A 14,125-nucleotide genomic window follows, 5' to 3' on the forward strand; every position below is an offset into this window, starting at 1 on the left:
GCAGGCCCACGTTGATCATGGGGTTTGCAGCCCTTTGGAGCTTGCCCGGCGTTGTTTCTGCGCTGGAGCTGGGAGAGGGCTTTGACCTTGCGGCACTGACAACCCACGGTATTGACCCCAAGGTCTCCGACTACTTTCGCAGTGCAGCGCGCTTTCGTGAAGGTGTCCATGTGGTGGGCCTGCGGGTCAATGGAAACCCGCTTGGGCTGGTGGATGCACGTTTCGATCACGAGGGGCGATTGTGTTTTACGCCTGGGCTGCTGGAAAAAGCCGGGCTGGTAAAGCCGCGCGAAATCCTCCACGAAGGCGCTACACCGGACGCGACCTGTCATGACTTTCTCGCTGCGTTCCCAACCACAATGCTGAGGCTGCGTCCCGGTACCGAGGAAGTGACGCTGGTTGTGCCGACCCAGTCATTGCGTGCGCCGCAGTGGGAGGCCGGGCCCTTTTCCACGGGCGGCGCAGCAGCGCTGTTCAACTATGACGTGCTGGGTTTTGACAGTCATTCGCGCAGTGGGCCCAGCCGGTTCATCTCGGCCTACACCGAGGCAGGCTTCAACCTTGAGGATTGGGTGGTTCGCAGTCGCCAGTTCTATGTGTCCGACAACGGCAAGACCCGTACCGAACACCTTTACGCTTTTGCCCAGCGGGATGTTGCTGCGTTGCAGTCGACTTTCCAGGTCGGCCAGATCTCCAGCCATAACCCGTTGTTTGGCGGGGTCCAGTTATCCGGGCTGCAGTTTTACCCCGATGGCCAATCACGTGCCGCTGCGGGCGGCAACAATGCGGTGGTCGAAGGCCTCGCCCAGAGCCAGTCGCGGGTTGAAGTGCGCCAGTCCGGCGCGTTGATCCACAGCACGTTGGTGCCCGAAGGCCCGTTCAGGCTTGCGGGGTTGCCTTTGCTCAATGCCACCAGTGACCTGGACGTCAGCGTGATCGATGTGCGCGGAGTCAGGCGCAGCTTCGTGGTGCCGGCGGCTTCATTCGCCGGGGCTGGCCCGGCGGCGCCTGGTTATTATTTTTCGGTTGGCAAGCTGCGCAAAAACACCCTCGAAGAGGGGCCGTCACCGCGGGTCGCCATGGCCAGCGGCACATGGGGGCTGGGGCGCGATTCGTCGGCGGGCTTAGGCGTGTTGAGCGCCGATGACTATGGGTCGGCGGGCGGCACCCTGAGCAGCGTGTTCATGCAGCGGGTTTCCGTGGGGGCACGTCACAACCTGTCGCGAGACAGCAAAAACGCAGTGTCCGGGTCGCGCAGCAGCGTCTCCGTGAGCAGCCCGGTGCTGGCCAATGTTGACGTCAACCTCAGTGCGACCACCCAGACCCAGGGTTATCGTGAGGTCACTGAAGCCGGCCGCGTCTCCCGGCCCGACGAATTGGGTTCGCGCTTCAAGAACCAGTACACGGCAGGCATGAGCTGGGCCGATCCCACGCTGGGTGTGTTCTCGCTGGGCTATACCCGCAGCGCTCAATTTGACGGGCGAACGAGCGAGCATGTGTTCACCTCGTGGAACAAGTCATTCAGCCGCGCCGATGTCGCGTTGATTGCCGATTCGCAAGTGGGCGGCACTCGGTCTGATCGTGACGTCACGGGTGCTGGCAACCGGCGCGAACGGGCGCTGGACAATGACCTGTCCGTGCGGTTGCAGGTCAGCGTGCCATTGGGTGGGGACCGTCGTGTGCACAGTTACACCAGTCGTCGCGGTGATCAGTTCACCGCCGGCACATCGCTCAGCGAACGGGTCAACGAGTATGTGAATTACGAAGTGGGCGTCGAGCGCGACCTCAAGGCCCGGCAGGCATCGGTGCGCGGGCAGGTGGACCTGCTGCCCCGTTATACCCGGGTCGGCCTGGGTGTCAGCCGCGACCCGCAGGGCAGCAGTTACACCGGGCAGTTGCAAGGCGGCGTGGTGGCTCACGCAGGCGGGCTGACCTTTTCGCCTTACCCCGTGCAGGACACCTTCGGCATCGTCTCTGTCGGGGATATCGGCGCGGCAAAAGTCGAGACCCCCCAAGGCCCAGTGTGGACCGATTTCAGCGGGCAAGCCGTGATCGCAGGCCTAACGGCCTACACCAACAGCCGGGTTGAGGTGCGGACCCCGTCCTTGCCCAGGCGCGTCGACCTGAAAAACGGCACGCAGGTGCTCACGGCGGGCCGTGGATCCTTCAATGCCGTGGATTTCGATGTGGTGAAAGTGCGCCGTATTTTGCTCACTGCAAAGGATCAGCAGGGCCGGCCATTGCCCCAGGGTGCCTCGGTGTTTGGCAGGGGCGATCGCTTCCTGACCAGCGTGGTGGGCGAGGGCATGGTGTTCCTCAATGACGTCAATGAGGCGCAAAGCCTGCGTGTTTCATTGCCGGACGCTTCCACCTGCCTGCTACGCATTGACCTCAAGAGCCAACCCGACAATGACAAGTTCTATGAAACCACCTCGGCGGTGTGCCATGGCCGTTAAGCTTAAAAGCGTGCCCTTGGTCATGCTCTGCGCACTCCTCGCGACGGCTGATGCCCGGTCTGAAAATTGCCGGTTATCGGTGAGCCAGCCTCGTATAGACTACGGCGTTATTCGCAGGGAGGCGCTCGTTGAAAGCCCTTCCGTGGCGCTCGGCACTCGCTCGCTGAGTGTGAATGTACTGTGTGCTGAGCCCGCGGCAATCGCATTGCGTTTTATCGGCGTGGCTGCCGATGGCGAGGGCTTTCGTTTTGGGCGCCAGGGGCGTTTGCGCCTGAACCTCAAACACGCCCGTTTAGATGGGCAGGCCGTCGGCTGGGCGCTCGCGCACTCACCCGGCGAGACCGTCAGCGGGCACCTGTTGCCCGGCCAAACGTTGATAGCGCGAGTGGCCGGGGGGCCGAGGGCAGGACGTCAATTCACGGCCCAGGTCGATATCGACACCGACCTGGCTGCCGACGCCTTCCAGGTGCGTAGCGAAACACACCTTGAGGCGCAGGGCAGTTTCGAACTGGTCAGCTCGGCTGTTCCACCGAGCCAATGAAGTTGGCGAATTCCGGCGTTTTGGGGTTGGCGAACAATGTCTTGGGGTCGCCCACCTCATGCACTTTGCCTTGGTGCATGAACACCAGTTTGTCGCCGACTTCCCGGGCGAAGCGCATTTCGTGGGTCACCATGATCAGGGTCATGCCGTCGTTGGCCAGTTGACGCACCACGCTGAGCACTTCATTGACCAGTTCAGGGTCCAGGGCCGAGGTGATTTCGTCGCACAGCAGCACCTTGGGTGACATGGCCAGTGCGCGCGCAATGGCGACGCGTTGCTGCTGGCCACCGGACAGGCGATCCGGAAAGGCGTCGAACTTTTCCCCCAGCCCGACGCGCTCCAGCATCTGCCTGGCGAGCTGTGCGGCTTTGGCCTTGGGCACTTTTTGCACCACTTGCGGCGCGAGCATGACGTTTTCGCCCACGGTCAGGTGCGGGAACAGGTTGAACTGCTGGAACACCATGCCGACTTTCTGCCGCAGGCTGCGCAGGTCGGCGCGCGCGGCATCGAGGTACTCGCCATCGACTTCGATCACACCGTCGTTGATCGATTCCAGGCCATTGAGGGTACGCAGCAAGGTGGACTTGCCCGAGCCGCTGCGGCCGATGATCGCCACCACCTGGCCTTCTTCGACTGTCAGGTCGATGCCCTTGAGTACGTGGTGATCGCCGTAATACTTATGCAGGGCGGAAATTCTAAGCAGAGGCATGCAGTCTCCTTTCCAGGTAGCGGGCACTGAGGGACAAGGGGTAGCAGAGCAGGAAGTAACCGAGGGCCACCAGGCCGTAGACCATGAAGGGTTCGAAGGTAGCGTTGGCGAGCATGCCGCCGGTCTTGGTCAGTTCGGTAAAGCCAATGATCGAGGTCACGGCGGTGCCTTTGACCACCTGCACCGAGAAACCCACGGTGGGTGCCACGGCAATCCGCAACGCTTGGGGCAGGATCACGTAGCGCAGTTGTTCAAGCGGGTTGAGTGCCAGGCTGGCCGACGCTTCCCATTGCCCGTGGGCGATGGACTCGACGCAGCCGCGCCAGATCTCGGCCAGGTAGGCGCTGGTAAACAGGGTCAGGGCAATGGCCGCCGCCAGCCAGGGCGAAATATCCACGCCCAACAGGGCGATGCCGAAAAACACCAGGAACAGCTGCATCAACAGCGGCGTGCCCTGGAACAGTTCGATATAGGTGCGCGCAATATTGCGCGCGAAGGCTTTGCGGCTGATGCGCATGGTCATCACCAGCAGACCGATCAGGCCGCCGCCGACAAACGCCACCAGCGACAGCAACAGGGTCCATTGCAGGCCGGTTGCCAGGTTGCGCACGATGTCCCAGAACGAAAAATCACTCATCGGCTGTTCCTCATCACAAACCGCCGGCCGATCCAGTTGAGCAACTGGCGAATCATCAACGCCATGCACAGGTACACCAGCGTGGTCAGCGCGTAGGTTTCAAAGGCGCGGAAGTTGCGCGACTGAATAAAGTTGGCGGCAAAGCTCAGCTCTTCGGTGGCGATCTGCGAACACACGGCCGAGCCGAGCATCACGATGATGATCTGGCTGCTCAGGGCCGGCCACACCTTGCCCAGCGCCGGCAGCAGCACCACGTGGCGGAACGCCTCGAAACGCGTCATTGCCAGTGCGGCAGCGGCTTCCAGCTGGCCGCGAGGGATGGCCTGGATGCCGGCGCGGATGATCTCGGTGGAGTAGGCCCCCAGGTTGATCACCATCGCCAGCACGGCGGCTTGCCATTCGGTGATTTTCAGCCCCAGCGAGGGCAGGCCGAAGAAGATGAAGAACAACTGCACCAGAAACGGCGTGTTGCGGATCAACTCGACATACACACCGAAGAACCACGCAAACGGCTGGATCTTCCAGGCCCGCACCACGGCGCCGACGGTGCCCAGGGCCACCCCGAGGATCGCGCCGATGGCCGTCAGCTCAAGCGTGAACAGCGCGCCGCGCAACAGCAGGTCGGTGTTGGCGAGCACAGGCATAAAGTCAAATTGATACGCCATGAATCAGCTCCGTCGCTTCAAAGGTCGGCGGGCAGCGGCTCTTTAAGCCACTGCATCGCATTTTTCTCCAGGCTGCCGTCGGCTTTGGCCGCTACCAGGATCTGGTTGACCTTCTCCAGCAGCGCCGGCTCGTTTTTGTTCACGCCCACGTAGACCGGCGAGTCCTTGAGTTTCACTTTCAGCGCCGGCACGCGTTTCGGGTTGCGCTCGCTGATTGCCACCATCACCACGTTGCCACTGGCGATCAGGTCGACCTGGCCGGCCAGGTAGGCGGCGATGGTCGAGTTGTTGTCTTCGAAGCGCTTGATCGTGGCTTCCTTGGGCGCAACGGCGGTCAACTCGATGTCTTCGATGGCGCCGCGGGTCACGCTGATGGTCTTGCCCTTGAGGTCGTCGGTGGTGCTGATCGGCGCGTCAGGCGGACCAAACACCGCCAGGTAGAAAGGGGCATAGGCCTTGGAGAAATCGATGACTTTTTCCCGCTCGGCGTTCTTGCCCAGGCTGGAAATCACCAGGTCGACCTTGCCGGTGGTGAGGAAAGGAATGCGGTTGGTGCTGTTGACCGGCGTCAGCTCCAGTTTGACCTTGAGCTGGTCAGCCAGCAGCTTGGCGGTGTCGATGTCCAGGCCGCGGGGCTTCATGTCGGGGCCGACCGAGCCGAACGGCGGGAAGTCTTGAGGCACGGCGACCTTGAGGGTGCCACGGGCGACGATGTCGTCCAGACCATTGGCCTGGGCGGGTGCCTGGCTCAGCATCAGGCTGGCAAACAGGGCAGTGAGCAGGGCGCTGTAGCGCTTGGTCATGGCAACTCTCCGAAAAGGGCGAAGGGATTTTCTGATTTTGCTCAGTGCACAGCCCATGCCATCACCGCTGGTATCGCCTGCAGGGCCGGGATTTATTGAGGTGCGGTGGTCTTACTGGTCTGAACAGTGCTTGCGCTTTTCGCACCTTTTTCGAGCGCCGGTAAAAGCCCGCGAGCCCCTTTGGGGCGTGGCTTGCCGCCGGCTGCGAATAGCTTTACAACTAGCCGCTCAGTTGTCTGGAACTATGAGTCTTTTATGAATTCCATCGCCCAAGCCGTACCGGAAGCGGCCCTGCAGGCCATCCGCAAACTGATCAAGGAGCAGGGCTTTGCAGCGGGCGATGCGTTGCCCTCACAGCGCGACCTGGCGGTGCAGTTGGGCGTGAGTCGGGCATCGCTGCGCGAGGCGTTGTCGTCATTGAGTGCCCTGGGCGTGGTCAGCGTGCAGCCGGGCAAGGGTGTGTTTGTGCAAGAGGTGCAGGAGGCGCCGGGTTTTGCCTGGCCTTTCGCCGCCCAGGCCACTCCGCTGGATATCTTCCAGCTGCGCTATGCGCTGGAGGGTTTTGCCGCCGGGCTGGCGGCCGTAACATTGAGCCTCGATGAGTTGGACAGCCTGGAAGACAATGTCGAGGCGATGCGCAAGGTGCTCAAGGCCGGCGATTTTGAAGCCGCTGCCCGGCTCGACTTCGAATTTCACCAGCGGATTCTGCTGGCCAGTGGTAACCAGGCGATGGTGAGCATTCTGAGTGCCAGCGCCGAGGTGTTTCTGGAGAGTCAGAAACTACCGTTCATCCGGCCGGAACGGGCCATGGAAACCTGGCAGGAGCACCGCAAGATACTGCGTGCACTGGCTCGGCGCGCCAGTGCGCAAGCACAGAAAACCATGCAGGAACACGTACGCAATGCGGCATTGCGCACTGGCATTGCCTTCGTGACTCCCGTGACACCGTAAGTTGAGCTATACCCAAACTCATGCGTGACCATAGCAAGAGTCAATCAGAGGCGGCTTCCTGAACGGGGGAAGGGCGGCTATGATGGGCCACGTTTTTTTTGCTTACAATCCGGAGACATCCATGAGCAACGATCTTATCAAGCACGTCACCGACGCGAACTTTGAGGAACAAGTACTCAAGGCTCAAGGCCCGGTCCTGGTTGACTACTGGGCTGAATGGTGCGGCCCTTGCAAAATGATCGCCCCTGTTCTGGACGACATTGCAACCACCTACGACGGCAAGCTGACCATCGCCAAGCTGAACATCGACGATAACCAGGAGACTCCGGCCAAGCACGGCGTGCGTGGTATCCCGACCCTGATGCTGTTCAAGAACGGCAACGTCGAAGCCACTAAAGTAGGCGCGCTGTCCAAGTCCCAGCTGCAAGCTTTCCTCGACGCGAACATTTAATCGTCGTCAAAAAAGCCCCGCAAATTGCGGGGCTTTTTCGTGAAACAGGGCTAGACGCTCCGAAATTCAGGTGGTACATTCGGCCCCGCACTGGTTTCTCCACTGCCCCCTGCAAGCCGTCGCCGACGCATTCCTTTTCGATTAGTACGCGATCCTGTCGCCTTCTCTGCGGCGCGGCCTCATTAAGCCAAAAGCTTAATTTCCCCCCTCCATAAATGATTACGTCATTCCTATATGAATCTGACTGAACTCAAGCAAAAGCCGATTACCGACCTGCTCCAATTGGCCGAAGAAATGGGCATAGAAAATATGGCCCGTTCGCGCAAGCAGGACGTGATTTTCTCCCTGCTCAAAAAGCACGCGAAAAGCGGCGAGGAAATCTCCGGTGATGGCGTGCTGGAGATTCTCCAGGACGGCTTCGGCTTCCTCCGCTCTGCAGACGCTTCCTATCTTGCCGGCCCAGACGACATCTATGTCTCGCCGAGCCAGATCCGTCGCTTCAACTTGCGCACCGGTGACACCATCGTTGGCAAGATCCGCCCTCCTAAGGAAGGCGAGCGTTATTTCGCCCTGCTCAAGGTCGACACGATCAACTTCGACCGTCCCGAGAACGCGAAAAACAAGATTCTCTTCGAGAACCTGACCCCGCTGTTCCCGACTGTGCGCATGAAGATGGAAGCCGGTAACGGTTCCACCGAAGACTTGACCGGTCGTGTCATCGACCTGTGCGCCCCGATCGGTAAAGGCCAGCGCGGTCTGATCGTCGCACCGCCGAAAGCCGGTAAGACCATCATGCTGCAGAACATTGCAGCGAACATCGCTCGTAACAACCCGGAAGTTCACCTGATCGTATTGCTGATCGATGAGCGTCCGGAAGAAGTAACCGAAATGCAGCGCACCGTGCGCGGCGAAGTGGTTGCCTCCACGTTCGATGAGCCGCCAACCCGCCACGTGCAGGTTGCCGAAATGGTGATCGAGAAGGCCAAGCGCCTGGTTGAACACAAGAAAGACGTGGTGATCCTGCTCGACTCCATCACCCGTCTGGCCCGTGCCTACAACACCGTGATCCCAAGCTCCGGCAAGGTCCTCACCGGTGGTGTCGATGCCCACGCCCTGGAGAAACCAAAGCGTTTCTTCGGTGCTGCGCGGAACATCGAAGAAGGCGGCTCGCTGACCATTATCGCCACCGCGCTGGTTGAAACCGGCTCGAAAATGGACGAAGTGATCTACGAAGAGTTCAAGGGTACCGGCAACATGGAACTGCCTCTTGACCGTCGTATCGCTGAGAAGCGTGTGTTCCCTGCGATCAACATCAACCGCTCCGGCACCCGCCGCGAAGAGTTGCTGACCGCCGACGACGAACTGCAGCGCATGTGGATCCTGCGCAAGCTGCTGCACCCGATGGACGAAGTAGCCGCCATCGAGTTCCTGATCGACAAGCTGAAAACCACCAAGACCAACGACGAGTTCTTCCTGTCGATGAAGCGTAAGTAACACGACGCTCCAGGTCTGAAAAAATGGCGCCCTTCGGGGCGCCATTTTTTTTGTGTCGAGAAAGGGAGCTTTGCAGGACAATAGTGTCAGTTAAGAAACAAATAGACTGAGTGCGGCTACGCTCATCTCCATTCGAATCAGGCTGACCTACGATTTATGACCGCTCTTGCTTACCGAAGGGACGTTGACGGCCTGCGTGCCATCGCTGTCCTGGCTGTTGTGCTGTTCCATTTTGGAGTTCCAGGCGTCACTGGCGGCTTTGTAGGCGTTGACGTGTTCTTTGTGATTTCAGGGTTCCTGATCACTTCGATCATCTGGCGCGAGCGTGAGGCCGGGCGTTTCAGTTTTCTCGATTTCTGGGCTCGCCGGGCCCGGCGCATCCTGCCGGCACTGGTCGTCATGATGTTCGTGTCATTGGTGGTTGGCTGGTTTTTGATGGCGCCCAAGGACTATTCAGAGCTGGGACGCTCGATTCACAACCAAGTGATCTTCATCTCCAACCTCTTCTTTATGCGTCAGGACGGCTACTTCGATACAGCCTCCGATATGAAGCCGATGCTGCACACGTGGTCGCTTTCGGTTGAAGAGCAGTTCTACATCGGTTTCCCACTCTTGCTGGCGCTGCTGTCGAGCAGGCTCAAGCAATGGCGTGGTGCCTTGTTTGTGCTGATGCTCGCGTCATTTGCTGCCAGCGTATGGGCGGTGTCCCGAGAGCCGGACAAGGCCTTTTTCCTGTTACCAATGCGGGCCTGGGAGTTGCTGGCGGGCTCCATGTTGGCCGTTATGCCGGCGCGGGCGCAGCGCGCAAGCCCGATGCTGGCGCAGACCGTCAGCTTGATCGGCCTGGGAATGATTCTGGTGGCGGTATTGGGCTATGACGCCAGCACCGCCTTTCCAGGGGTTGCAGCGCTGTTGCCGGTAGTGGGTGTGGTAGGGCTTATTTGGGCCAACGGCCAGCACGCCACACTGGTAGGCCGGTTGTTGGGCAGCCGTGTGCTGGTAGGCGTGGGGCTGATTTCCTATTCCTGGTACCTGTGGCACTGGCCGGTGCTGGTGTTTGGCAAGTACGCCAGTATTTTCGGCCTGGCGCCTGTGGAGATTGCGGGGCTGTTTTTCCTGAGCCTGTTGCTGGGCTATGGGTCCTGGCGATTCGTTGAGGGGCCCTTTCGCGAGCGGCGTCTGTTGGCGGGCAATCGGGCAATCCTGGCCGCGGGCGTCATGGCGCTCGTCAGCCTCGGCCTGATCGGCAAGAGCCTGGTGTGGTCGGATGGTTTTGCGTGGCGGCTGCCGCCTCAGGCGCTGCAATTTGCCCAGGCGTACACCTGGAGTCCCACGCTTATGAACTGCTTGTCGGACGACAAGAAAAACAAGCACCGTGAGTTGTGCCATTTCGGTCCGCAGGCGGCCACGGTCAAGGCGCTGGTCTGGGGCGACAGCCATGCCTCGGCGTTGATTCCGGCGTTGAGCGATGCTTCAAAACAGTACGACTTCAGCATCACCCAGGCGGGCTACGCCGGTTGCCTGCCGTTCTACCGGAAAGAAAACACCCCAGGGTGCGGGGCGTTCAACGAGCGCGTTACGCAGTTGCTCAAGCGCGAGCCCTTCAGTGATGTGGTGCTGGTGGCGCGCTGGAGTCTCTACGTGTATGGACAGCGCTCCGGTGATACCGGTGCGTCGATCCATGACCCGGCGACCGGGAAATATGACCGCGCCGTGGCTGAGCAGCTATTCAGCGAAGGTTTGAATACCTTGGTGCAGCAATTACGCGCCGGTGGTCATCGGGTATGGCTGGTCAAGGAAGTGCCGCTGCAGGAATTCAATGTGCCGTACCGGCTTAGCCGTTTGGCCATGTTGGGGCGCCCGACCGACCGCGAAGGCTTGCCCCTGGCCGAACACCAGCAGCGTCAAACCTTTATCAGCAGTGTCTTTGAGCAGATCGCAGCGGCCGATTCGGGTGTTCAACTCCTGGACCCGGCGCCGAAGCTGTGCGACACCAACGGGTGGTGTCGCGTCGAACTCGGCGGCCAGTCTCTGTATACCGATGACAACCACCTCTCGAGCGTGGGCACGCGGTATGTAGAAGGGTTCCTGGAGCCGTTCTTCCGCACCCTGCGCCAGGCCTCGGTGCGAACAGATGTAAGCCGCAATGATGTGCAATAAGCTGCCAGCGCTCGTAAGAGCAGGTAGGATGTACGCCTATTTTACGGGTGGCATGGTTAATGAAATTCAAGGATCTTCGGGATTTCGTGCAGCAGCTTGAGCAGCGCGGAGAGTTGAAACGTATCCAGATGCCGATTTCCCCGGTGCTGGAAATGACTGAGATTTGCGACCGTACCCTGCGTAACAAGGGCCCGGCGCTGCTGTTCGAAAACCCGACCGGCTTTGATATCCCGGTGCTCGGCAACCTGTTCGGCACGCCCGACCGTGTTGCCTTTGGCATGGGCGCCGAGTCGGTCAGCGAGCTGCGCGAGATCGGCAAGCTGCTGGCCTTCCTCAAGGAGCCCGAGCCACCCAAGGGCCTCAAGGATGCCTGGTCGAAGCTGCCGATCTTCCGCAAGATCATCGCCATGGCGCCCAAGGTGGTCAAAGACGCCGTGTGCCAGGAAGTGGTCATCGAAGGCGATGACGTCGACCTCGGCATGCTGCCCGTGCAGACCTGCTGGCCCGGCGACGTCGGCCCGCTGATCACCTGGGGCCTGACCGTCACCAAAGGCCCGAACAAAGACCGCCAGAACCTCGGCATCTACCGTCAGCAAGTGATCGGCCGCAACAAGGTGATCATGCGCTGGCTGAGCCACCGTGGCGGCGCACTGGACTTTCGTGAGTGGTGCGAAAAACACCCCGGCAAGCCGTTCCCGGTTTCCGTGGCCCTGGGCGCTGACCCGGCGACCATTCTCGGCGCCGTCACGCCGGTGCCCGACAGCCTGTCCGAATACGCGTTCGCCGGCCTGCTGCGCGGTAATCGTACCGAACTGGTGAAGTGCCGCGGCAACGACCTGCAAGTGCCGGCCACCGCCGAAATCATCCTTGAAGGCGTGATTCATCCAGGCGAAATGGCCGATGAAGGCCCTTACGGCGACCATACCGGCTACTACAACGAAGTCGACAGCTTCCCAGTGTTCACCGTCGAGCGCATCACCCACCGCATCAAACCGATCTACCACAGCACCTATACCGGCCGTCCGCCGGATGAGCCGGCCATTCTGGGCGTGGCGCTCAACGAAGTGTTTGTGCCGATCCTGCAGAAGCAATTCCCGGAAATCACCGACTTCTACCTGCCGCCGGAGGGCTGCTCGTACCGCATGGCCATCGTGACGATGAAGAAGTCGTACCCGGGCCACGCAAAGCGAGTAATGCTCGGCGTGTGGTCGTTTTTGCGACAGTTCATGTACACCAAGTTCGTTATTGTCACCGACGACGACATCAATGCGCGGGACTGGAACGACGTGATCTGGGCCATCACCACGCGCATGGACCCCAAGCGCGACACGGTGATGATCGACAACACGCCGATCGACTACCTCGACTTCGCATCACCAGTATCAGGCCTGGGCTCGAAAATGGGCCTGGATGCCACCCACAAATGGCCGGGTGAAACGACGCGCGAATGGGGCCGGGTAATTGTCAAGGATGACGCCGTGACTGCGCGTGTCGATGCAATCTGGAAAGAATTGGGAATAGATTGATGCGTGTAACCCTGCAACCTTCCGGCGCTGTACTGGAACTGGTCCCTGGCGAGCGGATCCTCGAAGGTGCACGCCGCCTGGGCTACGAGTGCCCGCAGGCCTGTCGCAATGGCGTGTGCCATGTGTGCGCGGCGCTGCTGGTAGAAGGGCGGGTGCAGCAAGCCGGCGAGGTGCGCGACCATGGTGAGTTCTACACTTGCATCGCCGAGCCGCTGGAAGATTGCGTTGTGTTGTGGGATGGCGTGCTGGCGCCGGGAGAGTTGCCGTTGCGCAAGTTGTCGTGCCAATTGAGTGAGTGTGTGGAAGTCGGTGGCGATGTATGGCGCGTGCGCCTGCGAGCTCCGGCCGGCAAGCCGGTGCGTTACCACGCCGGGCAATACCTGATGATCGAGCGGGAGAATGGCGAGAAATCGGCGTTTTCTTTGGCCTCGGCGCCCCACGCCGGGCGTGAGCTGGAATTGCATGTGCTGGCCCGTGAGGACAGCGCGCGTAACCTGCTCGAACAGTTGCAGCGTAATCAGATGGCTCGCATCGAATTGCCGTTTGGCGACACTCACCTGGCTGAACTGCCGGACGGGCCGCTGGTACTGATCGCCGCCGGCACCGGCATGGCGCAGATGCACAGCCTGATCGAGCATTGCCGCGCCTCTGGCTTCAAGCACCCGGTACACCTGTACTGGGGCGTGCGCCGCCCGGAAGACTTCTACGAAATCGAGCATTGGGACCAGTGGCTGAAACTGCCCAACCTGTTCCTGCACAAAGTGGTCAGCGACCTCTGTGGCTGGGAAGGCCGTTGCGGGCTCCTGCATGAAGCGGTGTGTGAAGACATCAGCGACCTTAAGGCCGTGCATGTCTACGCCAGTGGCTCGCCGGCGATGATCTACGGCACGCTGGATGCGCTGGTTGAAGCGGGTATGGATGCGCACCAGATGCGCGCCGATGTGTTCGCCTACGCACCGCGCCCTTAAAAGCGCAGGCCGGTGGTGACCATCGCGGCATTAAGGCCCAGTAACACCAGCTCTGCTGCTACCGGCCCATAGTGGGCCCCCACGGACGGGATGATCACCGGCGCAACGCCGAAACGGTTCAACGGGATCTTGTCGCGGTACTCGCCGCGATAGCCCTGCAATAACCCGCCCGTGAGTTTCACATACACCGGATAGTCGGCCATGTCATAGCGCTTGCCTGCATAGGCGTAGTAAGAGCGTTGGCTGAACGAATTGCGAAATGTCGCCGCGCCATACACAAAACCTGACGCTTCATTGCGCTCCAGGCCGATCAGGTCCTGGTTGTTGTTGTGCTTTGGGTCGGGCGCGAAATGCCGGGTGTAGACGCTGGTCTGCGCGTACCAGAACCCCTTGTTGTCATCAGCCGGCGGTACTTCGGCCGCCAGTGCGGTGGTGGCCTGGGCCAGGAACAACAGGCTGGGCAATCGAAACTTCTTCATGGGTGCGACCTCGATAGGCGGTTGGACGGCTAAGTGGGTCGTGCTGTGCGCTATTTTGAGGGTTTGGCGCGTTGTCAGGCTGAACCGCGGCTGAAATTACCGGGATTGCCGGCCCCAATCCTGATGAACAGGTGCGGCGCTTATGCTTTTGCTTATGCTTTAAAGGTATTTAATTTGTTACATAGATATCATTAAGCTATATCTCAACGGACTACCGACTATCTGCCAATAACCAATAACTGACCGCCACCGCCCGCCAGCCGGATCGATCGTAGGAACTCAGAG

General features: G+C 60.5%; 13 protein-coding genes. 8 read left to right on the top strand and 5 right to left on the bottom strand.

The features are described 5' to 3' along the window. The first annotated feature begins 17 nt into the window (after nucleotides 1-17). Together L8K08_RS20590 and L8K08_RS20595 are read left to right on the top strand one after the other, a co-directional pair. Nucleotides 18-2,456, top strand: coding sequence for a fimbria/pilus outer membrane usher protein (locus tag L8K08_RS20590; protein WP_242199661.1), 2,439 nt, complete (start codon nucleotides 18-20; stop codon nucleotides 2,454-2,456). Then, nucleotides 2,446-2,997 (top strand): hypothetical protein, encoded by a 552-nt coding sequence (locus L8K08_RS20595; protein WP_242199662.1) that lies wholly within the window; start codon nucleotides 2,446-2,448, stop codon nucleotides 2,995-2,997. Before L8K08_RS20590 ends, L8K08_RS20595 begins: the two co-directional genes overlap by 11 nt. Here the strand turns inward: L8K08_RS20595 and L8K08_RS20600 are convergent. The 4 genes from L8K08_RS20600 to L8K08_RS20615 are packed head-to-tail and all read right to left on the bottom strand — an operon-like array spanning nucleotide 2,969 to nucleotide 5,811. After that, entirely contained in the window at nucleotides 2,969-3,706 is a 738-nt protein-coding gene (locus L8K08_RS20600) for an amino acid ABC transporter ATP-binding protein (RefSeq protein ID WP_242199663.1), read from the bottom strand. The genes L8K08_RS20595 and L8K08_RS20600 overlap by 29 nt on opposite strands. Continuing rightward, nucleotides 3,693-4,343 carry an amino acid ABC transporter permease gene (locus tag L8K08_RS20605; RefSeq protein WP_242199664.1) on the bottom strand — a complete coding sequence of 217 codons (651 nt, stop codon included), beginning with the start codon at nucleotides 4,341-4,343 and terminating at the stop codon, nucleotides 3,693-3,695. Before L8K08_RS20605 ends, L8K08_RS20600 begins: the two co-directional genes overlap by 14 nt. After that, the gene (locus tag L8K08_RS20610; RefSeq protein WP_064454658.1) at nucleotides 4,340-5,008 is read right to left on the bottom strand and encodes an amino acid ABC transporter permease; all 669 of its coding nucleotides are present in this window, start codon (nucleotides 5,006-5,008) and stop codon (nucleotides 4,340-4,342) included. Before L8K08_RS20610 ends, L8K08_RS20605 begins: the two co-directional genes overlap by 4 nt. Nucleotides 5,009-5,025: 17 nt before the next feature. Beyond that, nucleotides 5,026-5,811, bottom strand: a complete 786-nt coding sequence (locus L8K08_RS20615) for a transporter substrate-binding domain-containing protein (protein WP_106575791.1) — start codon at nucleotides 5,809-5,811, stop codon at nucleotides 5,026-5,028. A 255-nt stretch (nucleotides 5,812-6,066) separates the two neighbouring features. Between L8K08_RS20615 and L8K08_RS20620 the strand changes: the two genes are divergently transcribed. From L8K08_RS20620 to L8K08_RS20645, 6 genes are all read left to right on the top strand, one after another. After that, nucleotides 6,067-6,762, top strand: coding sequence for a FadR/GntR family transcriptional regulator (locus L8K08_RS20620; RefSeq protein ID WP_242199665.1), 696 nt, complete (start codon nucleotides 6,067-6,069; stop codon nucleotides 6,760-6,762). A gap of 121 nt (nucleotides 6,763-6,883) precedes the next feature. Continuing rightward, complete coding sequence (trxA, locus tag L8K08_RS20625) at nucleotides 6,884-7,213, top strand: thioredoxin TrxA (protein ID WP_106575789.1); 330 nt, start codon at nucleotides 6,884-6,886, stop codon at nucleotides 7,211-7,213. A 234-nt stretch (nucleotides 7,214-7,447) separates the two neighbouring features. Then, the gene (gene rho / locus L8K08_RS20630) at nucleotides 7,448-8,707 is read left to right on the top strand and encodes a transcription termination factor Rho (protein WP_003176825.1); all 1,260 of its coding nucleotides are present in this window, start codon (nucleotides 7,448-7,450) and stop codon (nucleotides 8,705-8,707) included. Between the two features lie 156 nt (nucleotides 8,708-8,863). Further along, complete coding sequence (locus tag L8K08_RS20635) at nucleotides 8,864-10,867, top strand: acyltransferase family protein (protein WP_242199666.1); 2,004 nt, start codon at nucleotides 8,864-8,866, stop codon at nucleotides 10,865-10,867. Between the two features lie 59 nt (nucleotides 10,868-10,926). Continuing rightward, nucleotides 10,927-12,393 carry a 4-hydroxy-3-polyprenylbenzoate decarboxylase gene (gene ubiD, locus L8K08_RS20640; RefSeq protein WP_145157988.1) on the top strand — a complete coding sequence of 489 codons (1,467 nt, stop codon included), beginning with the start codon at nucleotides 10,927-10,929 and terminating at the stop codon, nucleotides 12,391-12,393. Further along, complete coding sequence (locus L8K08_RS20645) at nucleotides 12,393-13,361, top strand: CDP-6-deoxy-delta-3,4-glucoseen reductase (RefSeq protein ID WP_106575786.1); 969 nt, start codon at nucleotides 12,393-12,395, stop codon at nucleotides 13,359-13,361. Before ubiD ends, L8K08_RS20645 begins: the two co-directional genes overlap by 1 nt. Here the strand turns inward: L8K08_RS20645 and L8K08_RS20650 are convergent. Beyond that, nucleotides 13,358-13,840, bottom strand: coding sequence for a sn-glycerol-3-phosphate transporter (locus tag L8K08_RS20650; protein ID WP_242199668.1), 483 nt, complete (start codon nucleotides 13,838-13,840; stop codon nucleotides 13,358-13,360). The two genes, L8K08_RS20645 and L8K08_RS20650, sit on opposite strands and share 4 nt — an antisense overlap. Nucleotides 13,841-14,125 lie beyond the last annotated feature (285 nt).

It is taken from the genome of Pseudomonas sp. TREG-RG-20F-10-E-6-01 (assembly GCF_022662455.1).
Lineage (GTDB): Bacteria > Pseudomonadota > Gammaproteobacteria > Pseudomonadales > Pseudomonadaceae > Aquipseudomonas.